Source organism: Paenibacillus sp. FSL R5-0914 (assembly GCF_038004525.1).
In the GTDB taxonomy this organism is placed as follows: Bacteria; Bacillota; Bacilli; order Paenibacillales; family Paenibacillaceae; genus Paenibacillus_AQ.
Map to the genome: position 1 here is coordinate 468,222 of NZ_JBBORH010000003.1, position 25,862 is coordinate 494,083.

Genomic DNA, 25,862 nt, shown 5'->3' on the forward strand with positions numbered 1-25,862 from the left:
GAGTGGAAGTTTGGAACTGTAGGAGCGGTAGCGACCGTCTTTATGCTCTAATTTCAACCGTAATACGGTTCCGATCAAGAAATTAGAGCATAACAGCGGCCGAAAGTCCAAACATTCCGCGTAATTACGGCAAATACCGAACGTTGGTTACTTGAATTTTAAGTTCAGCCATAGAGCAACTTTCAAGGAAATATTAAAATCATTACCTCGAAGGATGTGGGCCGCAATGAATTTCAAAAGGAGCAGACAACTGCACGGATGTTTTGCTGCCCTAATGCTGGTCATACTCACGCTGGCAGCAGTCGGTTGCGGGAATGAGAAGGCGATTACGACGATGGCAGATCCTTCGAAGCAAGGGGATGTTACGCTAGTCGTTGGCGCATACAGTGTGGCTAAGGATGCGATGGAAGATATTTTGCCGTTATTTGCAGCGCAGTGGAAAGCGGATACTGGACAGGAGATTAGTTTTCAACAGTCCTATGAAGCTTCCGGAACACAGGCACGTGCAATCGTAGGCGGGTTCGAAGCGGATGTTACACTGTTAGCCATGGAAGGTGATGTCGAGAAGCTGGTTAAGGCTGGACTCGTAGCGCCAACGTGGAAAGAGCAGGGTGAACAAGGCATGGTGACACGTTCGGTAGTCGCACTGGGTACCCGTGAGGGAAACCCCAAAGGAATTCACGATTTTGCGGACTTAGCCAAGCCAGGGATTAAAGTGTTATACCCAAATCCCAAAACATCCGGTGGTGCGCAGTGGGATATTAATGCGATCTATGGGGCTGGTCTGAAGCTGTCAGAGGAGCAAGAGGGCGTTAAGGATCCAGCAGCAGCGAAAGCTTTTTTAGAAAGTGTACATGCCAATGTGGAGTCTTTGGATAAGAGCGGACGTGCATCTATGGCTGCCTTCGAGTATGGAGTGGGTGATGTCATTGTCACCTATGAGAATGAACTGCTGGCCCGGATTGCTCAGGGTGTTAAATATGAAGTCATTATTCCTAAAAATACAATGCTGATTGAGAACCCGGCGGCTGTCGTAGAGAAGTATGCGGATAAGCATGGGACACGCGCGGCAGCAGAAGCATTAGTTGATTTCTTGATGACCCCGCAGGCACAAGAGATCTTTGCAAAATATGGCTTTCGTCCCGTAGATAAACAGGTCTATGCGGAGAACAAAAGCCGCTACCCCGATCCAGCGGGTCTCTTCGATATCAATTATTTAGGGGGCTGGGCTGAGGTGCGAAGCACGCTTTATTCCAAGCGGGGAATTTGGTATCAGATACTTGCCGGAATATAGGTAGAGGTGTAAAAATAGAGTCATCCTAGCAGGGCTACTGCTTAAGGGATGACTTTTTTGACGAAAGTATATAATTGGGGCCCCCGCAAAAAGTACCTGGGTACGCATCGAAGCAAAGCTTCACTTTGTGGGGATATTTTGGTGAGCATCTTTAAGATAGACATATGGTAATTTAAGACTTCCTTGATGGGAACTGAAGGAGAGATAGATTATGGATACGTTGGTGTTTTTGGGTACTGGGGATGCCATGGGTGTTCCTCGGGTATATTGCAGCTGCGAGACCTGCACAGAAGCAAGGGAGCATGGAAGCAATACAAGGCTGCGTTCCTCTGTACTTATAGATAATGGCAGTGACTTTCTAGTGATTGATTGTGGGCCAGATTGGCGACGTCAGATGGAGGCGCAGGGAGTTCGGAATATGCGAAGACTGCTGGTGACGCATGCTCATTTTGATCATATTGGTGGGCTACCTGAATGGGCAGATGCTTGTCGATGGACAGGCATTAAGGGTGAACTTTATACTCCAGCAGAAGTCATTCCTATTATCGAACGGCAATACCCTTGGCTGCGAAATCACATCGAGATGATTCCCTGTGATGAAGGGATAGAACTGGACGGCTGGAAGATAGATACCTGGAAAGTAAACCATGGTAAGAATGGATATTCGTACGCCTTTCGGCTAGAGAAGGAAGATTATACATGGGTGTATTGTCCTGATTCCATATCTCTTGGGGCTGAGGAGACACGCCTGATGCATGGGGCGGACTTGCTGGTCCTTGGTACAAGCTTCTATTATGAAGCGGCGGAGCTATCCACTCGCTCTGTGTACGACATGACGGAGGCAGCGGAGCTACTGCAAATCGTGAAGCCTAAAAAGGCAGTGTATACCCATATGTCGCATGATGTGGATATGAGAGAAGCATATATTTTACCGGAGAACGTTACTCTAGCCCAGACAGGTATGAGAATTCCAATATACAAAAACCCATTCTCTTCACTTTAGAAGAGAATGGGCAAGTAGAAATAAACGGACTAAACAGTTAATTGTTCTGGTTCATTTAAAGGGTGACGTCCGCTTACCGCAAGCATGACTAAGGAAACAATGATGAGTATAAAACAGAGCACAAATGAATACCGGTAACCTACAATACTGGCTAAGCCCCCGCCAACAAGACTCCCAATCAGTCTACCGATCGTGGATGAATTAGAATAAAGAGTGGATGCATACCCAGGCATGTTTGGGAGCAGATCCTGGATGTAGCTAATGCCAATTGCTGATATCACAGCAACGAAAACGGCGAGTAGAACTTGGGCTGCAAGCATCTGCCACATCTCGCCTGAGAAAATGACAACGAGATAATATGCTCCTCCTAAAATGGCCCCGCACATCATCAATGCTCGGTTACTGTACTTCGCACTGAGTAGACCGAGCATAATCATAAATGGAATTTCCAGCGCAGCACATATACTGCTGACTAGACCGACATCACTTGTCGATCCCCCTAGATTGTTTGTAATAAAGAGGGCCGTATTGATGCTGCTCGTCCAGTGAGCTACATACATGAGTATCAGAATCAGAAAAGGAAGCAGAATATTGCGGTTCTGACTGAGCCGGAAAGTTTTCACTTTTACTTCAGCCTTGTTGCTGCTCAGCTCTGTGTCTGTATTTGATTTGAGAAAGAAGAAAACGAGTAAGGCAACAAGCAGGAATACTCCGATCGTACCCGTGAAAATCCCCTTAAACCCAACAGCAGCGATTAGCAGCGTGCCGATTAAAGGACCTGTAATAAAGCCGAGAGAGAAAGCAGAACGCAAGGTAGAATTAGCAAACGCAGTATCCGTAAAATTGCTCTTATTCACTGCTTCTCTAGCAATGGCGAACAATTGTGGCATCCCTGGTGCACCGAGGGCGGTGAACACAATCATGTAGATGAACAAGATCGTGAAATCCTGAATGAGCAAGTACCCGCTATAAGCCAGCGCATTACAGAGTGTGGCAACAAGGTAAATGTTTTTTCGATTTAAGCCGAGGTCAGAGCGTCTCCCGATTAGTGTACTGATCCATATTCCGGCAATTAACGTGGTGGCTAGAAAAACACCAAACAATCCGACAGATACGCCAAGCTGTTCCGTGAAATAAATGGATAAGAAGGGTGAACTGAGTGAAATCCCCATTCCCTGAAGTAGCATACATAAAAAGAGTAAGGCATAAGAGGGAATTGAAAATAGTGCAGTAAGTCTTTTGATCATGTTGTGATGTTACTCCTCTATTATTGTTAAGATAGTCAAACTGGTTCTAGTATACATGAAAAAGACAGCAACAATGTATATGCGATTTGGCTAAGGGGCATCACTCGGACAAATCTCAGACTGTTGATGTCCCTTTTGTGATATCTATTGCATTCGGTATTCAGAATCATGTTTATCCTTTATAATCAGAAAGTATTGCCGTCTTATATTTACATATATAGAATAATTATCAACGACAGGAAGGGAGTAATAAGTAGCTAATAGGGGAGAGGGCTGATTTTTTTTGAAGCAGAAAGGTGTTTTCTCAAGATTAAGTACATACATGTTAAGGCACAAGCTCTTATATACGGTTTTATTATTTACGACTTTATTTGGGATTGTTCTGGATTTAACGATTGCTTGGCTGCTCTCAGTAATTACGGATGCGGCGGTTAGACTTGATGTGAAAGCTTTTAAAGGGCTGGTTATATTCGGATTAATCTACTTATTAGTGAGTGCAATCAACGGTTTTTTCGATCGCTATCTCAAAAATAAAATCTCAGCCAAGATCAGAAATGAACTGCGGCTAGATATGATGCGACATGCTTTAGCTCTTCCTCAGTCTTATTTTGACCGTAATCACTCCGGAGATTTGTTGTCCCGTTTTACTAATGATAATCAATCTGTGGGTAATGCTACCGGCGAGGTAATGATTGATTTAATCCGTAACCCTTTGCTTGCTCTTGCGGCTTTTGGTTATTTGCTCTATATTAACTGGCTACTGGCATTGATCTGTTTTGCAATGGGGCCTTTGATGTTCCTTACGGGAAAAATCTTCGGTTCAGCGATGCGTGAGAACAGTGTGAAGATTCAGACTAATATGAGCAAGATTACTTCCTTTTTACATGACATTCTAGGCAGTAGTATGGTGTTTAAATCCTTTAGCATTGAACGCAGACTAATGAAGCAATATCAGGAACATAGTGAGAATATCACTTCCGAAGAATTAAAACGGGGAAGAATTGAGGGAGCTACTGGCTCATTCTCCTCTTTTTTGGGAAACTTTACGTTTCTTCTGGCGCTGGTCGTGGCTGGTTATTTTGTGGCAAAAGGATCACTTGAGGTCGGTGCGATGATTGCTTTCATCCAGCTCATGAATTATTTAGTGATGCCGTTCTCGGCATTGCCAGGACTGATCAATTCGATGCAGCAATCACTTGGGGCGGCGGGGCGGATCTTTGAAGTGTTGGATAGCCCTGTAGAAGTGGAGGCTTTACCCGAAGCAGCTACGAAACAGCCTGAATTTGAGCGTATGGTCATGTCCTCGGTATCCTTCTCTTATCCGGGAGCGGAGAGACGTAGTTTGAACAAAATCAGCTTAGAGCTTCACAAAGGGGCTCAAATGGCAATTGTGGGACCGAGCGGTGGAGGGAAATCTACACTTTTTAAGGTACTCCTTGGGTTATATGAACCTGATGAGGGTGAAGTGTTTATAAATAATGAGAAGACAAGCGAGATGAGTTTAGCTAAACTTAGGAGTCACTTCTCTTATGTGCCGCAAGAGTCAGGGCTTTATACAGGAAGTATCCGTGATAACATCCGAAATGGAAATCCAGATGCAGATGAGTATGAAATTCTGGAAGCTTTGCGACAAGCGAACGCTTATGATTTTGTAATGGACTTACCGGAGGGCCTCGATACAGATATCGGTGAGGAAGGTTCACGCCTGTCCGGTGGACAACGCCAGCGACTATCGATTGCGAGAGCGATTCTTAGGAACTCTCCAATTTTGTTGCTGGATGAAGCTACTGCTGCGCTTGATAATGAATCGGAGAAGCTGGTGCAGCAAGCGATTCGTAAATTAATGGGAGACAAAACCACACTCGTTATCGCTCACCGTCTATCAACGATTCAGAACGCTGATGTCATTATAGTGATGGAGAACAGTGAAATCGTGGAGAGTGGTACCCACGAGGAGCTACTTGCAGCAGAAGGAAGATATCATGGCTTGTACTATTCTCAGCTGGAAGAGGAAGAGGCTGGGGAGGGTGAGCAAGAGGCATTAGAGTTTGCATCTACAGGAATACCGAGCTTGCTGAAATAACAAAAGGGTGTTGCAACGTCATAAAATATGGCGTAGCAACACCCTTTTCTTAAAAAAGTGAATTTATATAGATTGAACTTAAGAACTTGAGGTAAAGGAAGGAGCAATGGAGGGGAAAGTTTGGAACTGTAGGAGCGTAAGCGATCGCCTTTAGGTTTGAATTTCTACCGTTGACAACGGTTTAAATCATGAAATTCAAACCTAACAGCGACCGTAAGTCCAAATATTCACCGTAGTTGCAACTGAACTTTATCACTAAAACTATTAAGTTCAGCCGATTTAGTTCACTTTATTGAGAATGAATTTATCAATCGCGTATTTTACGCCATCTTCATTGTTGCTTAGGGTTATGAAATCAGCAATTTCTTTCAGCGCGGGAATAGCGTTCGCCATAGCAACGCCAAGACCGGCAGCTTCAAGCATCTCATGGTCGTTCCAAGAGTCACCCATAGCCATAGTCTCGGAGAGATCACAACCAAAATGATTGGCTAGGAATTCAAGCGCAATTCCCTTGGTTCCTTCATGATGCATGATTTCTAGGAATTGTGGTTTGGATTTGGTAATATGCACGGAATCGCCGAGCAATTCACGTAGAATTGGAGCCAACTCATCCAAGAATGCAGGATCATCGATAATCAGCATTTTTGGTGTTTTTTGTGGAACAAGCTTCTCCCAATCTGGTTCAATATAATATGGCGTTTTGTTCAGGTCTGTATAATCTTTGATCTTCTGGTTGTCTTCACGGGCATACAGCTTGTCGTCAATGTAAGTTTGTAAATGCAGATTATGCTCCACGCAGTAAGTGAATAGCTTGTGTACCGCATCTTGTGGCACGTAACGCTCATAGAGTACCTTTTCATCGAGCAAGTTCTTAACGAGTGCGCCTTGGTAAGTGATGATTGGCACGTTAAGTCCAGTTTGACGGGCAATGGCTTGCGCAGAAGCATAAGCTCGGCCTGTAGCAAGGGTTACAACAACGCCAGCGGATACAGCCTCTTCAAGCGCAGTCTGTGTAGCGGGTGTTACTTCCTTGTCATCGTTAATTAGAGTGTCATCAATATCAATCGCGATCAATTTGTACATTTGTCTCTCTCCTTATCTCTTTCTAAATAAATGTAATTTGGAAAAATAATTCTTTTTATGTTGATTCTGACCCGGTTCCGGACTCAGCTCTGCCATAAGCATAGCTCCCAGAATACAACCACAACCGAGCAGAGCGGACATACCAAGCGTTTCTCCGCCAAAGGCTAAGCCTGTCAGAACAGCGAATACAGGTTCTGTGGCATAAATAATGGCTACCCGGGAAGGCGTAGTGTACTTCTGGCAAGCGGTTTGAATCCAGAAAGCAAAAGCGCTGGTAGGACCAATAGAGATTAAAAGTGCCCAGAGAACGTCCGGGTCCTTGATAAGCTCTGCGCTGTGTGCCAGCGGTGCAGCTCCTTCAAAGATAAGCGAAGCGACAATACTGAACAGTCCAACGAAGGCGAGCTGCAAGGTTGCCAGCGGCAACGCCGGATAATGAGGTGCATAAACGCCAGTATATGCGACTTGTAGCGCAAAAGCTATGGCGCAGAGCAAGATCAAAGCATCGCCTTTATTCAGGGACAAGGCAGAGCCGGTGAAGGTCAGCAGATAAAGACCTACTGCGGCAAGCGCCGCGCTGAACCAAGTGTAACGTGAAATGGCATGCTTTAGTAGCGCCAGAGAGAGAAACGGAACCAATACGACCGATAGACCGGTAATAAACCCGGTATTGGAGGTGGTTGTATATAGAAGTCCCATGGTCTGGAAGCCATAGCCCATAAACAAAAAAAGGCCTAGCAGCAGAGAATCACGTACCATGCGGAAACTTAGCTGTTTCCACTCCTTGCGGTAAAAAATAAAAGTGATTAGAGCCAGCAACAGGGCAGCACCTGTAAAGCGGATGCTGTTAAACGCGAGTGGAGGGAGCACTTTGACAGCATTTTGAACAATCAGAAAGGTGCATCCCCACATCATCGCCACAAGTAGCAGGCTAAAATCGGCCATACGGGAACGCTTCACTTCTTAGGTCATCCTCTCTTCGGCAAATGCCGTCCTTGTAAGAACGACAAGGTCAAGTTGTCCAAATTGTATCGTATATTCATGGGGAGGACAAGATAGGAATCGCTCAAAGGCTTATATTTAAAGGGATTTAAGGGATTAGGCTAGACAAAAAAACAGGGTCTTGATATACTTCGATAACCGCACATTTGTTCTTGTTTTTCGCATCTTAGAAAGGAGCGGTTTCACCATGATGGGCAGATCCCATTTAATAATCAGCACTGGGGTTACCCTATCTGTAATGAGTTTGATGTCACACGAGATTACGATTCCAGTTATTGCGGTCGCAGCGTTAAGCTCTTTGCTGCCTGATATCGATGAACCAAATTCGCTGCTCGTGCGCAAGGCGATTCCAGAATTTCTATTAAGAGCGCTGCAAATTGCTTTGATAGGCGCGGCGATCTATCTCTATTTTGCCGGAATCGTGGAACGTCCTTGGAACATTGTGCTGGCATTGCTAGTCGGAAGTGTATCTTTCCTGCCTAGTCGAAAGCTGCGCCATTTGGTCATGATCTTGATTGCCATAGCACTCTTTGCCTTCGGGGAAGCCTATGATCCATGGAACTACATTGCAGCGTGCGTGCTTGTAGTCTCATCGGTTGTTCCTCATCGTGGACTGACACATACCTTGTATGGAGTTGCGGGCTGGAGCGCCTTATTGTATTTTGCCTCAGCGGGTATAAATGACGGTGGCAGTCTATGGATAGCTGGGGGCATGTCGTATGCGCTTCACCTACTAGCTGACTCTCTTACCCAACGGGGAATTACACCCCTGCCGCCAATACCCTTTAAGCTGCGTCTAAAGCTAATGAGTACAGGCACGAAAAAAGGTGGAGCCGTAGAGAACATCTGCATCATGCTGACTCTAGCGTTCGTTGTCTATGTATTTATACTTTCTACTTGAACTAAAATGAATATGAAAAAGGGGCTTGTCTATTCTTTACGCAAATTTGCGCATAGGATAAGCAGGCCCCTTTATTTTTGTGTAACTATTCTTCTAGGAAAACCAGTCCGATAAAGTCCTCCGGCTCAATACGTCCAAAATAATGCTTCAAATCCAGATCAGCTAATGCTTCTCTAACCTCTGCCTCATTATAACGTTTGCCACGAAGTGCATTTTCAACATCTACTACGTCACCGACCCCAAAGAAGTCACCATAGATTTTGATGTCCTTAATGAGGGAATCCTCAATATCCATACGAATATCAATAATTCCAGCAGGAAATTTACGTGTGTGTTTGACGTTGCTTTTTGGTGACAGACCGTAGTTCCAGTCCCAGTTCTGGTAGTGCTCTTTGGAAATTTCGTGGATTTTGTCCCAGTCTGCTTCCTGAAGCTTATACTGAGGGACCTCGGATGGCTCCATGCCAAAGATCGAACGTAGGAGACCGGAGCGGAACTCTTCAATGGTCATGTCTGTACCTAGCAGCTCTTTGATGTTGGCTACGCGACTACGTACGGATTTGGTGCTCTTCGATTTGAACTTCTCTGGATTTACTTTTAGAGAGGCTTGTACATTGTCCAAATTGAGGTCAAACATCAGTGTGCCATGGCTGAACATGCGTCCACGTGTGGAGAATTGAGCGTTGCCGGAAATTTTTTGTTCGCCGACTTGAAGATCATTCCGTCCGCTAAGCTCAGCGTTAACACCCATGCTTTGCAAGTAGTCGATCACCGGCTGGGTGAATTTCAGGAAGTTATGGAAGGATTGGCCGTCGTCCTTAGTAATGAAGCTGAAGTTAAGATTTCCTAGATCGTGATAGACAGCTCCACCGCCGGACAAACGCCGCACAACCTTAATATCATTCTCTTTAACATATTCCTGATTGATTTCTTCAATCGTATTTTGATGTTTACCGATGATGATAGATGGGCTGTTAATATAAAAAAGCAGGTAACTCTCGTCCATCGGCAAGTGTTTCAGCGCATATTCCTCAATCGCCAAATTGATGGAAGCGTCAGTAATCCCTGTGTTATCAATAAAAATCATAGTGAGTTCCTCCGTTGCAGCAAAATTGATTACAGTTCTCATTTTAAACCAAAAGCAGTTTTTTAACAAAAGAGATCGCTTCGTGATTCGGTGGAAATAAAGTATTAGGCTGGATTCGTTGAATTAATGCGATTTTTAAATTGAAGAATTTCCAGCGCCCAGTCTTATTGTTCAGTACTTCATTTTATCGAAAATCAACAAATCTTTTGCATTTCTTCAGCCCATGGGTTACTATTTTTATATCGACAAATTTGCAGGTCTAAATAAGGAGGTTACACGTTATGTGCCCCCGTACCAAAGAACAAAATGAGCTCATACGCATACAGCGCAAAGAACAGATCCTGGACGTCGCCGCGCGCTCCTACTTTCGCACGGGCGGCAGCTTTGATATTCGCGACGTCGCCCGCGAGGCAGGTCTTGGTTACGGCACAGTATACCATTATTATCCCAACCGGCATTTATTAATAGAAGATGTGTTAGAAAGCGGCTTTGAGCGATGTGAGCAAGTTATCGCAAAATGGGCGGACATCAGCGGCAGCCCACCGGATGACAGGCAGTTGTTGATGTATTGTAAAGCACTGCTCCAGCTGTGGCAGTCGGACGCCCGCGCATATCTCGTCTACAAAATGGCGGCGGAACATTATGTAGGCTTGTCTGAAAGGGATCGACACCACGCCAAGAGACGGTTTATGGAACGCCTGTACGTTCCACTCCAATCGATCGCCCAGTGCGAAGACGACAGCGTCGACCATATGCTTGCTGTGCTGGTCGGTTGCTGTGGGCTGCACTACTATGCGGGCAATTCCGATCTGAACGTCGATCGAATCGCCCGACTCGCTATCCAAGCTATTACGAAGGGGTCCTGATACGAACATGGTCATTTTAAAAAGCAAGCATGAAATTGAGGCTATCCGCAAGGCATGCCAAGTGGTGGCTGAATGTCATCGTACAATCGCCCCGCTTATCAAACCGGGTATTACCACCAACGAGATTGAGCGCATATTCGAGGACATTATGTTGAAGCACGGCGCAAAGCCATACCAGAAAGGCTATAGGGGCTATCAATATGCGACCTGTGCCTCCGCCAACGATGTAATCGCGCATGGCTTCCCTAGCAATAAGCCACTTGAGGAAGGGGATATCGTGACGATTGACACGGTCGCTGAGCTCGATGGCTGGCTCGGCGATTCGGCCTGGAGTTATGCGGTAGGGCAGATCTCGCCGATGGCCGAGAAGTTGATGCGTGTCACGAAGGAATGTCTTGATCTGGGCATCGAGCAGGCTCAGCCTGGCAATCGACTCGGCGATGTGACGAGCGCGATTCAGCGGCATGCGGAATCACACGGTTTCGGCGTCGTGCGCGACCTTCTCGCTCATGGCATCGGCCGCGACCTGCACGAGGAGCCGACTTATATGCATGTTGGCAAGCCTGGAAAAGGCCCACGTATCAAGGAAGGTATGGTGTTCACGATTGAGCCCATGATCACCGAAGGTACCTACTTGATGACAATCGATCCGGACGGCTGGACCGCACGGACGATGGACAACAAGCTCGCCGCCCAATACGAGCATACGATTGCCATTACGGCTGAAGGTCCACAAATTTTGACCGCGCAATAGAAAAAAAAGAAGTCGACCAACGAAATGGTCGACTTCTTTTTTTCGTATTCGGGGACAGCGTGTCCATAGATCTGATGAGGCTGCCAGTCTAGAACTTTATTATCTTTTGACATCTCGTAGATTTTAATGTCGATTTGAGGCAAGCGGTTATTCAGGTGATTCCTTTAGTGAGCATTGACGTAATCCCGGTAAAGACGCAATAATGGTGGCAATGAGATACATATCGAACAAACGAAAGTGGATAGAGGGAGTGTAAATATGCTTGAAAAATACGGCCACGGCGGTGATTTGCTAACAGCTGCGGAACTTTATGAGGAGGCTGGTGGCACATTTCTTGATTTCAGTGCAAACATCAATCCTATTGGGCCTCCGCCAGCCGTCTTAGAGCTACTTAGAACAGCATTGTCTACGGTGGTTGCCTACCCTGACCCTGGACATCGACGCTTCAAAAGTCTGCTAGCAGAGGACCTTGGTGTACATAGTAGTTGGTTGACAGTAGGCAACGGAGCCGCAGAAGCTATGGCATTGTTGCTGCTTGCGATTGCTCCGCAAAAGGTAGGTATCGTAGAACCTTGTTTCTCTGAGTACCGGCAGCTATCTGTGCAATTCGGCGCAGAAGTATTATCTGTTCAGGGGACATGGGAACAGCACTTCCGAGCTGGAGTGAACGAGATTGCCGGGCTGCTGGAGAAGGTTGATCTGCTGTTCCTTGGCCAGCCGAACAACCCTAATGGCGTTCAGTATAGTGTGGATGAGCTGCGCTGGTTAGCGCAGAAAGCTGAAAGCTACGGGACGTATTTGGCTGTGGATGAAGCCTTTATTGATTTTATTCCAGAAGCAGAACGAAATACGCTTTTGCCGGATCTGGATCAGTTTCCGCATACGATTTTGGTACGGTCGATGACGAAATTTTATGCGATTCCCGGACTGCGTCTCGGGTTTGCCATTTCGCATCCGGAGCTGGCAAAGGCGATGACCGGAAAGCAGGTTACCTGGAGCGTGAATGGTTTGGCGCTGCTGGCAGGCGAAGCCTGCCTTGAGTGTGGGCACGAGTATGGACGTCGCACACGCGAACTGATCGCCACGGAACGGGAGCTGCTGCGGCAAGGCCTTATGCAGCTAGGCTGCGAAGTGCCGCCAGGCGAAGCCAACTTTCTGCTCTGTGGCCTGCCTTCGCCGTGGAGTGCGGCTGAGATGCAGACCCGTCTTGGGCGTGTCGGTATACTGGTGCGCAGCTGTGCCATGTACCCCGGTCTAGGAGGCGAGCATATCCGGGTAGCCGTTAAGGGACATGAGGATAATGTCCGGCTGCTAAAACAGATGAAGGAAATTCTGGCGGATAAGTGAACTGTGTAGCTTAGAGGGCAGCGGGTTTGCTGTTAAAGTGTCTGGTGTAGCGCAGGGGATGGGAGTCTACTGTAAGTGACACTCGCGGCGTAGAGAAGGCAGGGATTCTAATGAATAAGTGACTCAAGTACCGCAGAAGTTGCGATTTGATACCGGATGGCGGGCTTCAGCTCGCATGCTTAGGGTTGTAACAAAGTTTGGTGAGATAGCTTCTGATGGACATCCTCCAAAGTGCATTCGTTGTATTTCGTACAACAGAACTCGCTTTGCTGGCGTAGCAATTCGATTCTATAGCACTGTGTACAATAGAAATTTGGAAAATGATGCGAATTAGGTTTTTACGTGACATTCTATTGCAAGAAATACAGCAGAATGGCTTTTGCCAGTGAATAAAGCTGAATCTATTGTATAAAGTGCAATAGATGGGTGAGGGACGGATTTTTAGGTGGATATTGGAGTATGTGTTGTAGTAGATTTTAGAGCAGATAGTCTTTGCTGAAATAGAGAATTAGGTAGTTTCTAAGTGAGGCGGTTGGGGAAGTACAGGCGCGACCGCGAAGCTGGTTGGATGAATGGATAAAAGTAATGTGCTGTGGAAGGAGCAAGATCGATATATGGTGCAAGTAAAGATTCCATTTAACCTCGCAGGAGGCGTAAAAGAGTACCATTCGGCCATCTGGCCAGGGCTTGCTTTACAGTGGAAGGGAAACCATCTGCTACTAGAGCTACCTGCTGAAGCAGATGGTTTATCGAGTGCGTTCTATGGTGGAGGAATGAATCGGCTAGAGAGGGCCGTCAATTTATATGTTGACCGCAATTATGAATGTAGTGATCCTGTTCAGGATATGGAGAATAAGCTCCGCGAGTGGGGTTATTCAATGTCTGGCTGTACCGGTCTGATGACGGCTGTACCACTTGAGCATGCAGCGGTAGCTGAGGAAGACACCGGCTCAGCGGGTATTTTTGTTTGCGTTACTGCCGCCGCAGGAAATGCTGCGCGCGCGGGTGTGGAACGCAATGTGCTGGCTGTTTATCGCCCGGGTACGATTAACATAATGCTAGGTATTGATGGCTGCCTGACACCGGCGGCCATGGTCAATGCTGTGCAGACAGCTGTCGAAGCCAAAGCTGCTGCTCTGGCCGATCTCGGGATTACCGATCCCGAGAATGGGCTGATCGCTACCGGAACAACTACGGATGCGATAGTGCTCGCTGTGAGCCAAAGTGGGCGATACAAGGCAGAGCATGTTTACGCCGGAACCGCTACCGATCTTGGGGGCGCAATCGGGCGTCTTGTATATAGCGCTGTGACAGGGAGTTTGCTATCGGTTCAGGCAAGGAAGGACAGCTAATGAGAATAGGTAGCTGGAATTGCTGGAGAATGTACAGAGGTGATCGCCTGTGACAATCGCTTTAGTACTGCTTGCGGCTTATGTAATTGATCGGATCGTAGGTGATCCGCGTAGCTTGCCCCATCCCGTAATCGGTATGGGCAAAGCAATCACGGCTCTGGAGCGGGCGATCCGTCGTTTATGGTCCCACCCGCAAAGCCTGCGCAGAGCAGGGGTGTTACTTCCGCTATGTGTGGTGGGTGGTGCTTGGGCACTGACAGCCATTCTGCTATGGCTGCTGTCATATATCTCACCGTGGCTCGTCTGGATAGCCGAGGCTTGGTTGATTTCAACCACGATTGCCTCCAAGGGACTAAAGGATGCAGGGATGGCGGTGTATGTGGAATTGCAGAAGGGCGATATCCCTGCTGCCCGCAAGGCGTTGGGGATGATCGTGGGGCGTGATACGACTTCGCTAGATTCCCCGGAAATTGTGCGCGGCACGGTAGAGACTGTAGCAGAGAATATCGTCGATGCGATTATTTCTCCATTGTTCTATGCGCTCATCGGTGGCGCGCCGCTTGCTATGGCTTATCGAGCAGTAAACACACTCGATTCCATGGTGGGATATAAGAATGATAAATACCGAGATCTCGGCTGGGCATCCGCTCGGCTTGATGATGTTGCCAACTTCATTCCAGCACGGATTACGGCATTGCTCTTAGCACTGTGTGCATGGCTGCTTCGTCTGGATTGGCGCAATTGTCTGCAAATGGTGAAGAGGGATGCGCGTCTCCATCCAAGCCCAAATAGCGGCTATCCAGAATCCGCTGTTGCGGGCGCACTTGGTATCCGTCTCGGAGGAGAGAACGTCTATCATGGTGTCGCTTCTTTCCGAGCCTATATGGGTGATCCGGTACGAGCGATGGAGCCGGACGATATTATTCAGACCTCGCGGATGATGATGCTCTCCTCTTCAATTTTTGTAGGCTTATGCGCGGTTGTGGCATGGATATGGATCGGGGGCTAATGCTAGACATGGCGTTTCCTTCTATAGAGCTAGAATTAGTACTTGTTCGCCACGGGCAAACTCAGTGGAATGCTGAGCATCGTTACTTAGGACATTCGGATCTCCCGTTGCTATCTAGTGCAGTAGAGCAGCTATCTCAGCTTAAGCAGCAGTCTGAAGTATCGAATGATTTTTGGTGTGTATTTTGCAGCGATTTGCTTAGATGTCGGGAGACTCTAGCTTACATTTCTCCTTCTTTAGAGAAGGTGGCTGTCTACGATCCGCGTCTGCGCGAAATGAATTTTGGAGCTTTCGAAGGCTGCACTTATGAGGAATTGAAGGATAACTCACTGTATAGAAGCTGGATTGATAATCCTTCCACAGTTACACCACCGGATGGTGAAACATGGGCGCAGTTTGACGAACGGTTGCGTAGCTTCCTGTCAGATCTGGGGCGAGGGGCTGAGGATACATTTGTGCAGGCTGCAATTAGTGAAAAAAAGGCTGAGGTAATAACAAACAGGGTGTTGGTAGTCACACATGGTGATGTTATTCGGAATTTCCTTGCACAGTTAATTCCTGGTGTCACATTCTACAGCGCAGTTGCACCTTCTCCGGGAACAGCAATGGTACTCAGGCTATTTTGGCAGAACGGGCAATGGTCGGCAGATATTTCGGGAGATTGATGAGAAAATCAAATGAAAAAAAGGGTTCCACATATTAGCCATACCTAATATGTGGAACCCTTTATGTTTAAACTATCGTTCGCCCTCAGCAGAATAAAGTGGATAATTAGATGTTAGGTAACCATTCCTTATAGGTATCTGCACGTGATTGCAATTCATTATACAGCATGCTGGCATGGTAACCGTCGCACACGGCATGGTGGAATTGCCCCGATATTGGTAATAGTATTTTTTTGTCTTGATGAAAATATTTTCCTATAGTAAAGATGGGAAGCAGGAAGGTTCCCTCGTTATACACGTTCAGGTTAAAGCTCGTGAAGCTGACCCACGGAATACTAGAAATAGGGAAGGTGTTCGGTGGTTCGTTTGCTTTAGCGATAAATTGTTTCACGCTTCCGTACATTTTCATATCATCCAGATAACGGTTATAGAAATCATTAAACTTTTCACCGTACGAAGTCCAGATGCTTGAGAAGGTCTTATCATCATCATGGAAAATTGTAAAACTAGGTGACAAGCTATCCCAATAACCTAATCTACCTTCAGAATCAAAGCATGTGCGGAATTCACTATGACGGTTCACCACCGTAGTTATCATGTGGATTAGTGCTGGGTACAGCTTAATTCCCTTATGCTTAAGCTCTGATAGTAGAAGGGTGATATCAATATTTGCGGTCATGCTATAGGTGCATCTGACATTGTTTAAATAATGTTCAAAATAGGGTTTTCTACTCCAGTTATCAATGACAATCGGGTTAAAAATCATTTATTATGACCTCCTAAAATTATTTCATTTTTCATTTTAGGAGGTCTGCTGGACTGATTTCACCATATCCTTATCACAATCCTTTGAGAAAGTATTTTGTAACGATGAGTATACCATCATCATCGCCGTAATTAAACTAGATCAAGTGGAAGGAAGATGCATTTATAATGCTGAGTGAAAAGTTGGTTATTGAAAAATTGCTTCAGCAAAAGCGTACGAGTGTTGCTTCCATCGTAGTGATGATGTGCGGTGTAGCGGGGTCGGGTAAAACAACCTTTGCTAAAAAGCTGGAGAAAGAGGGATTCGCCAGGCTTTCGATAGATGAAGATATTTGGGCCACGCACGGACGTTTCGGGGTGGATTATCCAGAGCAGAATTATGAGTCCTATAAAGAAGAGTCGGAGATAAAGCTGCGGGGGGAGCTGGTGAATCTGCTTCAGGCAAAACATCATGTTGTCATCGATTTCAGCTTCTGGCAACGTCAGAGACGGAACGATTACAAGCAACTTATTGAGAGTTATGGTGGCGTGTGGGAACTGATTCACTTAAAAATTCAGCCAGATGAATTGCGTCAGCGACTGCTTATCCGGAGTGAACGTTTTGACGCCAATGCCGCATTTCCGATTACTGAGGACATACTAACCCGGTTTTTAAATGGTTTTGAGATCCCTGCTGGAGAAGGGGAGCTTGTGATCGAAGCATAGATCTATAACTTGATTTTTTGGGCATTTGTCCTCTCATAGAACCACAGCCGGATTAAAATCCCATGGCTGTGGTTCTTTTTTTAAGCGAGTGATTGTGCCATGATAGTCATGGGGGCGATTGAGAGATGTTTAAGGATTTTAAGCTCATAGCCGGACGGCCGGTGTATATACAAATTAAAGACTATATGAAGCACTTAATCATAAAAGGCGGTCTGCAAGGGAATCAAAAGCTGCCCTCCACAAGAGAGCTCAGCACACTGCTTAAGGTTAGCCGTAACTCAGTAATCTCTGCTTATGCAGAGCTTGAGGATGATGGATTTGCGTATGCCGTGCAGGGTCAGGGAAGTTATGTGGCACCTACACCTCCCGGCAGTGAAACAATCTCTTCCTGGACGATGGACTGGAAGACGCGTATCAATGATCATGCGCGGCTGGCGGAGGATCTGGATATCATGAAGCGCGGCATACGAGCGGAGAAGGGGACGATCTCCTTCACGAGCATCGCACCTGATGAGAGTCTTTTTGATCTAGATAATGTGAAACGCTCCTTTATGGATCGTATGTCGGTGGAAGGCAACGTCTTACTAAATTATGGATATGCCAAAGGGTATAAGCCTTTAATAGACTATTTGAAGCAGTACATGGAGCACAAAGGCGTTGAAATGAAAGGCAAGGATATATTAATCACCAATGGCTTTACAGAGGGATTCGATATTGTATTGTCAGTACTTAGCAAAAAGAATGGTTCGGTCATCTGTGAGAATCCAACGCATCATACGGCGATCAAAAATCTGAAGCTGAATGGCTTTGAGATCACCGGGATTCCTATGGAGCGTGATGGGATTGATCTGGTTGAGCTGGAGAAGGCATTGCAGGAGCAAGCTTTTGACTGTGCCTACTTTGTCCCCTCTTATCATAATCCGACCGGCATTGTAATGTCTCCCGAGAAAAGACAGAGGCTAATGAAGCTGATGAACCGGTACCAAATACCAGTGATCGAGGATGGTTTTAACGAGGAGTTACGCTATTCGGGCTCACATGTGGCTCCACTTATCGCAGCAGCAGGGAGCGGCAACAGCGTGATCTATCTAGGTAGCTTCTCAAAGGTATTATTTCCGGGACTACGCGTAGGCTGGGTGCTGGCAGATCAGGAGCTGATCTATTCTCTCGAAAGCGTCAAGCGCGCACGCACCATTCATACCTCGACGCTGGATCAATCCATTTTGTATCAGTACTTATTAGGTGGCCATTTAGAGAAGTATTTGAAAAAAGCCAGAGCGGAATATAAACGAAAATATGAATTAACCCTGCAATGCTGTAAGGAGTTTATTCCTTATACGGCGTTATCAGGGGATGGCGGATTGCATCTTTTTGTAACCTTTGCGGAGGGCTTTAATACAAGGACGCTGCTAGCGGCCTGTCATGAACAAGGGGTTATTTTTACAGCAGGAGATATATTCTTCACTGACGGTAAAGGTCAAAATACGATACGGATCGGTTTCTCCAGAGTGACGGATGAGGATATCCGCAAGGGGATCGAGATTATTGGCAGAACAGCACGACAACTAATGGGATAAAGAGGTGCTTGAGATGAAGATGAAGGTAGGCGTAATTATGGGCGGGGTGTCCTCAGAGTATGAGGTATCCATGAATAGCGGTAGAGAGATTTTGAAGAATCTAGATCCCAATAAATATGAGGTTGCTCCAATAGTGATTACCAAGCGTGAAGAGCTTATTGAGCAGGCAAAAGGAATCGATATCGCGCTGCTTGCGCTCCACGGAGCTTACGGAGAGGACGGTACGGTTCAGGGGACGCTGGAGACAATGGGGATTCCTTATACGGGTAGTGGCGTTTTGTCTAGCAGCATTTGTATGGATAAAGATCTTTCCAAAAAGCTTATGCGCTGCTCAGGCGTCAATACGGCGGATTGGCTGTGCTGGGATAGTATGAAGGATTATTCTCAAGAAGCCGTAGAGCGGATTGGATATCCTGTTATGGTGAAGCCATGTGCAGGCGGTTCGAGTATCGGTATGGAAAAGGTGAGCAGTAGCGAGGAGCTGTTGAGCGCAGTACAGAAGGCTTTTGCCTGTGATCAGTCGATTCTGATCGAGAGCTACATTCAAGGCCAGGAAATCACTTGCTCTATTCTAAATGGAGAGATGCTGCCCGTTTTGGGAATCACCTCGGCGCATGCGGAGTGGTTCGATTACAGTGCGAAATACGAAGATGGCGGGGCAGACGAACGAGTCATTGATCTACCAGCTGAGGTGTATGAGCGAGTACGTGATGCAGCCTTAACTTGCTACAAAGCACTAAAATGCAGCGTGTACGCAAGGGTGGATATGCTCATTAAGGATGGTATTCCATATGTGCTGGAGGTGAACACATTACCGGGCATGACGAAGGCGAGTCTTTTACCAAAAAGCGCGCAAGCGGCAGGTTACAGCTTCAGCGGACTGCTGGACGAGATCATTTCCCTTTCCCTAACAGAAAAGAGTCCGAAAGAAGAGGTGCTCAGTCATGCATAATGAATGGATTACTCCGCGTGTACGGGAGATTGCTCCCTCGGGGATTCGGGCTTTTTTTGACCTAAGTACAGGGAATCAGGATATTATATCGCTTGGTGTAGGCGAGCCTGATTTCGTTACACCGGAGCATGTAAGAGCTGCCTGTATTCGTGCTTTGAATAATGGGGAGACGATGTATACACCAAATTCCGGCTTGCTGGAGCTTAGAGAAGAGATCGCCTCTTATCTGCACACAAGCTTCAATCTCCGCTATGAGCCAACTAACGAGATTATGGTTACAGTGGGAAGCAGTGAAGCCGTGGATTTGGCTCTGCGGGCCTTTATTACACCCGGGGATGAGATTATCGTCCCTTCTCCGAGCTATATTGCGTATTCGCCGATTACTCATTTGAACGGTGGGATTACGGTAGAGGTTGAATCTTCAGCCGAGCAGGGTTTTAAACTTACTCCTGAAGCGTTGCGGCAGGTGATTACCCCGCGTTCCAAGATTCTTATGGTGAATTTTCCGACTAATCCTACAGGAGCAGTAATGACTTACGAGGATTGGCTACCCATTGCACAGATTGTAAAAGAGAATAACTTACTTGTCATTTCAGATGAAATCTATGCCGAGCTAACCTATGATAGTCAGCATGTAAGTATTGCCTCTCTTCCTGGGATGTTGGAACGAACGATTGTCATTAGTGGCTTCTCCAAAGCCTTTGCGATGACTGGCTGGAGAGTAGGCTATGCTTGTGGTGATCAGGAATTAATTGCTGCGATGCTCAAAATCCATCAGTACACTGCGATGTGTGCTCCAATACTAGGTCAAATCGCTGCCATTGAATCACTGCAGAACGGTATGGAGCATAAGGATCACATGAAACGATGCTTTGATGAGCGAAGAAAGCTGCTGGTTAGTGGATTTCGATCTATTGGTTTACCGTGCCACGAGCCGGAGGGTGCATTTTATGTCTTTCCTTCCATCGCTAATACCGGAATGAAGTCAGAAGTTTTCGCTTTGCAGCTGCTCAAGGAGGTTGGTGTTGCTGCGGTTCCGGGGCATGTGTTTGGAGCGGGTGGAGAAGGGTATATTCGCTGCTCTTATGCAGCATCCCTACAAAAATTGACGGAAGCGCTGGAGAGAATCGAAGGATTTATGAAAGTGAAGTTGTAATTCTAGTGGTCCCCATCTATCATAGATGGGGGCTTTTATGTGTAGATAAGATAGAATAGGTTATACGGATATCTTTAATTGGAGGTTAAAATATGATTTCATCTATTCAAGAAGTAATTAAACGAATCACACCAGCGGATGAACAGTCTTTCCTAAAGGCGGAGCACCGCTTGAACATTCTAACTAAACCACCGGGCAGCCTGGGACAATTGGAGACGCTGGCCGTTAAGCTCGCCGGAATTTCGGGTACGGAGCAGCCTAGTTTCACCAAACGAACGGTAGTTGTGATGGCTGCCGATCACGGTGTATGCTGCGAGGGAGTTAGCGCGTTTCCACAGGAAGTCACAATGCAGATGGCCTATAATTTTCTCAGCGGAGGAGCGGCTGTGAATGTACTGGCACGTCAAGCTGGGGCTGAGGTAAAGTTCGTAGATATCGGTGTTAACGGCGACCTTAGTCATGAGGATCTGATTGATTGTAAAGTGCGCCGAGGAACGGATAATATAGCCGTGGGACCTGCGATGAGTCGTGAAGAAGCGATGAATGCTGTGCTTGTAGGTATAAGAATCGCACAAGAAGCGATTGAGAACGGGACAGAGATTTTTATTACAGGTGAAATGGGCATAGGGAATACGACGGCTAGCGCAGCTATTCTGTGTGCTCTAAAAGGAATACCACCTGAAGTAGCCGTTGGAAGAGGAACGGGAATTGATGATGAACGTTTACTACATAAGATTGCAGTTGTGGAACGCGCTTTAAAGGTGAATCAGCCGAATCCGGCAGATCCGCTGGATGTATTGTCCAAAGTAGGGGGACTGGAAATCGCCGGTTTGACGGGTCTGATTCTTGGCGCAGCTGCTGCCAGGGTACCTGTCATTTTGGATGGTTTTATTTCGGGCGCGGCAGCTCTTGTAGCGAAGGCGCTTGCGCCAGAATCTATTGCTTATATGATAGGCTCCCATCTATCAGGAGAACAAGGACATAAGCTGATGCTGGAGCGGCTTGGGCTTGAACCGTTGTTTAACCTGGGTCTTCGTTTGGGTGAAGGAACTGGAGGCGTATTGTCCCTTCATTTAATTGAGGCGATATGCCGCATTTTGAGCGAAATGGCCACCTTTGAAAGTGCAGGCATCTCTGGAGCTGGGAAACAATGAGTATTCTTGTAACGGGAGGGGCGCGTAGCGGGAAAAGTGGTTTTGCAGAAAAACTGATGTCGTCACTGGCAGATCAGGCCTTCTATGTTGCAACCGGACAAGCGTTTGATGATGAAATGAATGAACGGATTGCACTGCATCAGCAACAGCGCTCGCAAAGCGGATATGCTTGGGAGACGTTAGAGGAGCCTTATGATTTGCCAGATCTTCTTAAGCGTTTATCTGGTGAAAAGGCGGTTCTCGTAGATTGTCTAACGTTGTGGTTATCGAATGTACTGCTAGCCATGGAAGGATTTACGGATAGGCAAGAGTTGATTGAGAGCGAGATTACAAGACTTGAAGACAGTGTACGCACATTTCAAGGAAACCTCATTTTGGTCACTAATGAGGTTGGAGACGGTATTGTTCCGGAGTATGCGCTTGGCCGATTGTACCGTGATCTGGCAGGACGTATGAACGCGCTGCTTGCTCGGCAATGCGAGCAGGTTTTTTTAGTGACTGCGGGCATTCCAATTGAACTCAAGAGCAGGGAGTATCGTTTATGAGGGAGCGCAGGGATGCTGCCGCGGCTGCCTTTCAGTTTTTGTCCCGGTTTCCTGTAAAGAGTGACCCTGGATTTTCTCCTGAGCTGCTGCGCCGAAGTGTGCTGTTCTATCCTGTGGTGGGTGCAGCTATCGGACTTTGCGTAGCTGCTGGGGCAGCTTTGACGGGATTGATTTTACCAGCTTGGCCAGCCGCTGTCATTACCCTCATTCTATGGGTAGGACTCACCGGAGGTCTGCACCTCGATGGCTGGATGGACACTGCGGATGGTCTGCTAAGCTACCGACCGAGGGAACGGATCCTGGAGATTATGAAGGACAGCCGTGTGGGTGCGATGGGTGTGCTCGCCTGCGTGCTGCTCTTGCTGTTAAAGGCCTCTTTAGTGGCAGCATTAATCGAAGGCTACGCCTATTACGAGCTGCCACTGCTCTTGCTGCCAGCGATCTGGAGCCGCTGGTATATGGTGCGGGCAATGGTGCGTTATCCCATTGCCCGCGGGAACGAGGGGCTGGCCGCGAGCTTCGCCGGCCTCGCTCCCTCGCATGAGCGGCGCGCGCTGGCGATAGCCGCGCTGCTCTCGCTAGCCGCAGCCGGTGCGCCTCTGGCGCTCGGCGCTGGCATAGCCGCGTGGCCGCTGCAGCTGGCGGCAGCGTTACTGCTGCCAGCTGCGGCCTTGGCCAGCGGCACCGTTGCTGCGCGGCGGATTAGCAGCCGGCTCGGCGGGCTCACCGGCGATGTGTATGGCGCGCTGAATGAGCTGCTAGAGGCTGTGCTCCTACTAGTATTAGTGCTGCTCCAGCACAATTTCATGTGAGTGGCTCCTGCGGGTGACGCATAGTAGCCAGCTGGCTCAATCTGTTTATATCCACTGCTGATGCTTGTGGGTCCAGTTGTTTGGTGGCCCGGATGCTTGCTTGTACACATACTTGCTAACCGTGATGACGTTGTATCATATTTTGCGAATCATTTGATATTTTTAGAGTTTAATAGGAAAGAGGGATGACATGGTTGCTGCCATTCTACTATTTGTAATTGCCGGCCTTGCTGAGATCGGAGGCGGATACTTAGTATGGTTATGGCTAAGAGAATCAAGACCTCTCTGGTACGGTTTGGTAGGTTCTTTGATTCTGATAAGCTATGGCATCATCCCTACGTTGCAGAAGTTTCCGTCCTTCGGAAGAGTGTACGCAGCCTACGGCGGGGTGTTTATCGTGCTCGCTGTGTTATGGGGCTGGCTAGTAGACAAGAAAACACCCGATGTATATGACTGGGTTGGTGCTGTTATTTGTGTGATCGGCGTTTCGGTCATTCTTTGGGCGCCGAGACACTAACAAAACAACCCGTTCAACACTTTCGTGTGAACGGGTTGTTTTTATTTAAGCCTAAGCTTTAGATCTTAAATTGTTGCACAGCTTCCTGAAGCTTCTTAGCCTGCTCATATAGATGCTGCACGGTTACTGCATGTCCTTCAAGCTCTATACGTTGGCGCTCGGAGTTCTCGGATAGTGTGTCCGCACTTTCTTGGGATCTTGAAGTGATTTGTGCGGTTTCCTCAACGGAAGCACTAACTTCTTCTGTACTTGCTGAGATTTGCTGCGTCGCCGCAGATACGGATTGAATATTCTGATTGATGCTTTGGATCAGAATCAGAAGGTGATTGAAGGCATCGCCCGCTTCTGCCACCTTGCCTACCCCGGAGGCTACCTCAGAATTCACATGGTTCATCTCAGTAACGGAGCGATTCATATCTTCCTGAAGTCCGAGTAGGAAATCACGAATCTGCTCATTCGCATTACGGGATTGTTCGGAAAGCTTGCGTACTTCTCCGGCAACCACGGCAAAGCCGCGTCCATGTTCTCCTGCACGTGCTGCTTCGATCGAAGCATTGAGCGACAGCATTTGGATTTGCTTCGTAATTTCAGTAATACTATGAACGACTTCTCCGATCATTACTGAACGTTCATTCATAACTTGTAATTGCTCCAGCGACTGCAGGGAGGCACGTTCAACATGGCGCATTTGCAGAACGGCACTTTGGGCAATCTCATTACCGCCAATCGCTTCAGCGGAAGCTTCACTGATCTGCTCAGTGACTTCGGTGGCTGCTGAAGCAATATGCTGAATGCCGAAATTGATTTCTTCCATAGCTTTTGAATTATCTAGAGCGCTGCTCGCGATGGTCGTACTACCTTTACCAATTTCTACAACAGATGTACTAGAGTGGTCTGCCATTTCATTTAGGACCTCAACACGTTCTCTTAAAGAATTGGAATCGGTGACCACAGTATTTGAGGTGACGAGTACATGTCCAATCATTTCTTTTAGGCGCAGGGTCATCGCTTGGAAGCTTCTGGACAGTTGAGCTACCTCATCACTGCCTTTAACCGTTAATTCCTCTGTGAAATCTCCCTCTGCAAGACGGGCACTGTAAGCTGCAAGCTTTGAGATAGGACGAGTGATCCGCATGCTCATAAACCAGGCACCAGTTGAGCCTATAATCAGCGTTAGCAGAGTGATCCCCGCGCTGGTCCACAGAATACTGTCTGTTTTTTCTTGAATAAAGCTTACATCACTGCTGATTCCGATAACCATCGTACTTCCGGGAATTCCGATATAAGCTGACTTATGTACACCATGCGAGTCCTTGTATGTATCGCTTAGTCCACTCTTTCCTTTAAGAGCTTGCTGCATTGCAGAGGATACCTTAACAATTTCCTCCGGCTTTAATTTTGCATCATGATCTACGGACAGAACCTCAGCTTCCTTACCTTTTAGATTGAGTAGAAAAATAGTCTCAACCCCATGCTGCTTTCTCTTATCCTGAAAATAGAATTCAAGATTGGTGGCTGCTTGTTCGTTCTTCTTTAGTGCTTGCTGAGCATGCATTGTATTTATATTCTTATATACGTCCTGAGCAGCTGCAGTTAGAATTTGATTGATTTGTGGCATGACATAGCTGTTGAAAATACTGGTTGATATAAAGTAGAAGCTGGTACTTAACAAAAGAGACGTGAGTAATAGAACTACAAATAATAAACGCGTAAATCTGCGACTGATCGACTGCTTGAAACGAAACATATTGTTCTCCCCCTTTTTATGGGCAGCGAAGCCCCATTTCTTTATATCCCTACCGACTGCTAGTGACTGGCAACCTGCAATATATTCCATAGTTATGTAATATATCAACTAAATGGATCGGGAATGAAGTGTTTGATACTATTCTATAGAATTAACCTCTGGATGAATAGTGAAAGTTTTAGTTTATATAGCATATTTTTCTGAAAAAGATGAATTATTACTGACACTTTTATTTTTAG

At 46.8% G+C, this 25,862-nt stretch carries 24 protein-coding genes; 18 read left to right on the forward strand and 6 right to left on the reverse strand.

Annotation, left to right across the window (positions count from 1 at the left end; translation table 11 throughout):
- The first annotated feature begins 226 nt into the window (after nucleotides 1-226).
- Together MKX60_RS25460 and MKX60_RS25465 are read left to right on the forward strand one after the other, a co-directional pair.
- Nucleotides 227-1,294: a sulfate ABC transporter substrate-binding protein gene (locus tag MKX60_RS25460; protein WP_341061349.1), complete on the forward strand. Its 1,068-nt coding sequence runs from the start codon at nucleotides 227-229 to the stop codon at nucleotides 1,292-1,294.
- A 211-nt stretch (nucleotides 1,295-1,505) separates the two neighbouring features.
- The gene (locus tag MKX60_RS25465; protein ID WP_076284089.1) at nucleotides 1,506-2,297 is read left to right on the forward strand and encodes an MBL fold metallo-hydrolase; all 792 of its coding nucleotides are present in this window, start codon (nucleotides 1,506-1,508) and stop codon (nucleotides 2,295-2,297) included.
- Between the two features lie 29 nt (nucleotides 2,298-2,326).
- Here MKX60_RS25465 and MKX60_RS25470 read toward each other — a convergent pair whose 3' ends face one another.
- Nucleotides 2,327-3,544, reverse strand: a complete 1,218-nt coding sequence (locus MKX60_RS25470) for a sugar efflux transporter (RefSeq protein ID WP_076284090.1) — start codon at nucleotides 3,542-3,544, stop codon at nucleotides 2,327-2,329.
- A gap of 283 nt (nucleotides 3,545-3,827) precedes the next feature.
- On the opposite strand from MKX60_RS25470, the gene MKX60_RS25475 reads away from it, so the two are divergent.
- On the forward strand, nucleotides 3,828-5,627 hold the full coding sequence (locus tag MKX60_RS25475; RefSeq protein WP_341061350.1) for an ABC transporter ATP-binding protein: 1,800 nt from the start codon (nucleotides 3,828-3,830) through the stop codon (nucleotides 5,625-5,627).
- Between the two features lie 279 nt (nucleotides 5,628-5,906).
- On the opposite strand, the gene MKX60_RS25480 is transcribed toward MKX60_RS25475, so the two are convergent.
- Both MKX60_RS25480 and MKX60_RS25485 read right to left on the reverse strand, forming a co-directional pair.
- Nucleotides 5,907-6,710 (reverse strand): Cof-type HAD-IIB family hydrolase, encoded by an 804-nt coding sequence (locus MKX60_RS25480; protein WP_341061351.1) that lies wholly within the window; start codon nucleotides 6,708-6,710, stop codon nucleotides 5,907-5,909.
- A gap of 12 nt (nucleotides 6,711-6,722) precedes the next feature.
- Entirely contained in the window at nucleotides 6,723-7,670 is a 948-nt protein-coding gene (locus MKX60_RS25485; protein WP_076284092.1) for a DMT family transporter, read from the reverse strand.
- 229 nt (nucleotides 7,671-7,899) lie between these two features.
- Here MKX60_RS25485 and MKX60_RS25490 point away from each other — a divergent pair, with 229 nt between their 5' ends.
- Complete coding sequence (locus MKX60_RS25490; RefSeq protein WP_341061352.1) at nucleotides 7,900-8,613, forward strand: metal-dependent hydrolase; 714 nt, start codon at nucleotides 7,900-7,902, stop codon at nucleotides 8,611-8,613.
- Between the two features lie 85 nt (nucleotides 8,614-8,698).
- Here MKX60_RS25490 and MKX60_RS25495 read toward each other — a convergent pair whose 3' ends face one another.
- Nucleotides 8,699-9,700 (reverse strand): lipoate--protein ligase, encoded by a 1,002-nt coding sequence (locus MKX60_RS25495; RefSeq protein WP_042185606.1) that lies wholly within the window; start codon nucleotides 9,698-9,700, stop codon nucleotides 8,699-8,701.
- Nucleotides 9,701-9,981: 281 nt separating this feature from the next.
- Between MKX60_RS25495 and MKX60_RS25500 the strand changes: the two genes are divergently transcribed.
- The 6 genes from MKX60_RS25500 (at nucleotide 9,982) to MKX60_RS25525 (ending at nucleotide 15,693) form a co-directional block, all read left to right on the forward strand.
- Nucleotides 9,982-10,566 carry a TetR/AcrR family transcriptional regulator gene (locus MKX60_RS25500; RefSeq protein ID WP_076298271.1) on the forward strand — a complete coding sequence of 195 codons (585 nt, stop codon included), beginning with the start codon at nucleotides 9,982-9,984 and terminating at the stop codon, nucleotides 10,564-10,566.
- 7 nt (nucleotides 10,567-10,573) lie between these two features.
- Complete coding sequence (gene map / locus MKX60_RS25505) at nucleotides 10,574-11,320, forward strand: type I methionyl aminopeptidase (protein WP_076284095.1); 747 nt, start codon at nucleotides 10,574-10,576, stop codon at nucleotides 11,318-11,320.
- A gap of 258 nt (nucleotides 11,321-11,578) precedes the next feature.
- Complete coding sequence (cobD, locus tag MKX60_RS25510) at nucleotides 11,579-12,667, forward strand: threonine-phosphate decarboxylase CobD (RefSeq protein ID WP_076298270.1); 1,089 nt, start codon at nucleotides 11,579-11,581, stop codon at nucleotides 12,665-12,667.
- Between the two features lie 572 nt (nucleotides 12,668-13,239).
- Entirely contained in the window at nucleotides 13,240-14,019 is a 780-nt protein-coding gene (locus MKX60_RS25515; RefSeq protein WP_256716203.1) for an adenosylcobinamide amidohydrolase, read from the forward strand.
- Between the two features lie 49 nt (nucleotides 14,020-14,068).
- Entirely contained in the window at nucleotides 14,069-15,028 is a 960-nt protein-coding gene (gene cbiB / locus MKX60_RS25520) for an adenosylcobinamide-phosphate synthase CbiB (RefSeq protein WP_076298269.1), read from the forward strand.
- Nucleotides 15,007-15,693, forward strand: coding sequence for a histidine phosphatase family protein (locus tag MKX60_RS25525; RefSeq protein ID WP_341061353.1), 687 nt, complete (start codon nucleotides 15,007-15,009; stop codon nucleotides 15,691-15,693). The genes cbiB and MKX60_RS25525 overlap by 22 nt, the downstream gene beginning before the upstream one ends.
- A 106-nt stretch (nucleotides 15,694-15,799) precedes the next feature.
- On the opposite strand, the gene catA is transcribed toward MKX60_RS25525, so the two are convergent.
- Nucleotides 15,800-16,459: a type A chloramphenicol O-acetyltransferase gene (catA, locus tag MKX60_RS25530; RefSeq protein ID WP_042185618.1), complete on the reverse strand. Its 660-nt coding sequence runs from the start codon at nucleotides 16,457-16,459 to the stop codon at nucleotides 15,800-15,802.
- Nucleotides 16,460-16,626: 167 nt separating this feature from the next.
- Here catA and MKX60_RS25535 point away from each other — a divergent pair, with 167 nt between their 5' ends.
- The 8 genes from MKX60_RS25535 to MKX60_RS25570 all read left to right on the forward strand — a co-directional run bounded on the left by MKX60_RS25535 (nucleotide 16,627) and on the right by MKX60_RS25570 (nucleotide 23,876).
- Complete coding sequence (locus MKX60_RS25535; protein ID WP_042185621.1) at nucleotides 16,627-17,163, forward strand: AAA family ATPase; 537 nt, start codon at nucleotides 16,627-16,629, stop codon at nucleotides 17,161-17,163.
- Between the two features lie 125 nt (nucleotides 17,164-17,288).
- The gene (gene pdxR / locus MKX60_RS25540) at nucleotides 17,289-18,740 is read left to right on the forward strand and encodes a MocR-like pyridoxine biosynthesis transcription factor PdxR (RefSeq protein ID WP_339245705.1); all 1,452 of its coding nucleotides are present in this window, start codon (nucleotides 17,289-17,291) and stop codon (nucleotides 18,738-18,740) included.
- Between the two features lie 19 nt (nucleotides 18,741-18,759).
- Nucleotides 18,760-19,692 (forward strand): D-alanine--D-alanine ligase, encoded by a 933-nt coding sequence (locus MKX60_RS25545; RefSeq protein ID WP_076284158.1) that lies wholly within the window; start codon nucleotides 18,760-18,762, stop codon nucleotides 19,690-19,692.
- Complete coding sequence (locus MKX60_RS25550; protein WP_341061355.1) at nucleotides 19,685-20,848, forward strand: aminotransferase class I/II-fold pyridoxal phosphate-dependent enzyme; 1,164 nt, start codon at nucleotides 19,685-19,687, stop codon at nucleotides 20,846-20,848. The genes MKX60_RS25545 and MKX60_RS25550 overlap by 8 nt, the downstream gene beginning before the upstream one ends.
- Nucleotides 20,849-20,940: 92 nt before the next feature.
- Nucleotides 20,941-22,002 carry a nicotinate-nucleotide--dimethylbenzimidazole phosphoribosyltransferase gene (gene cobT / locus MKX60_RS25555; protein WP_042185625.1) on the forward strand — a complete coding sequence of 354 codons (1,062 nt, stop codon included), beginning with the start codon at nucleotides 20,941-20,943 and terminating at the stop codon, nucleotides 22,000-22,002.
- Nucleotides 21,999-22,547 carry a bifunctional adenosylcobinamide kinase/adenosylcobinamide-phosphate guanylyltransferase gene (gene cobU, locus MKX60_RS25560; RefSeq protein ID WP_076284100.1) on the forward strand — a complete coding sequence of 183 codons (549 nt, stop codon included), beginning with the start codon at nucleotides 21,999-22,001 and terminating at the stop codon, nucleotides 22,545-22,547. The genes cobT and cobU overlap by 4 nt, the downstream gene beginning before the upstream one ends.
- On the forward strand, nucleotides 22,544-23,359 hold the full coding sequence (gene cobS, locus MKX60_RS25565; RefSeq protein ID WP_341061356.1) for an adenosylcobinamide-GDP ribazoletransferase: 816 nt from the start codon (nucleotides 22,544-22,546) through the stop codon (nucleotides 23,357-23,359). The genes cobU and cobS overlap by 4 nt, the downstream gene beginning before the upstream one ends.
- Nucleotides 23,360-23,549: 190 nt before the next feature.
- Entirely contained in the window at nucleotides 23,550-23,876 is a 327-nt protein-coding gene (locus tag MKX60_RS25570; protein ID WP_042185628.1) for a YnfA family protein, read from the forward strand.
- A gap of 58 nt (nucleotides 23,877-23,934) precedes the next feature.
- On the opposite strand, the gene MKX60_RS25575 is transcribed toward MKX60_RS25570, so the two are convergent.
- Nucleotides 23,935-25,623: a methyl-accepting chemotaxis protein gene (locus MKX60_RS25575; RefSeq protein ID WP_042185629.1), complete on the reverse strand. Its 1,689-nt coding sequence runs from the start codon at nucleotides 25,621-25,623 to the stop codon at nucleotides 23,935-23,937.
- Nucleotides 25,624-25,862 lie beyond the last annotated feature (239 nt).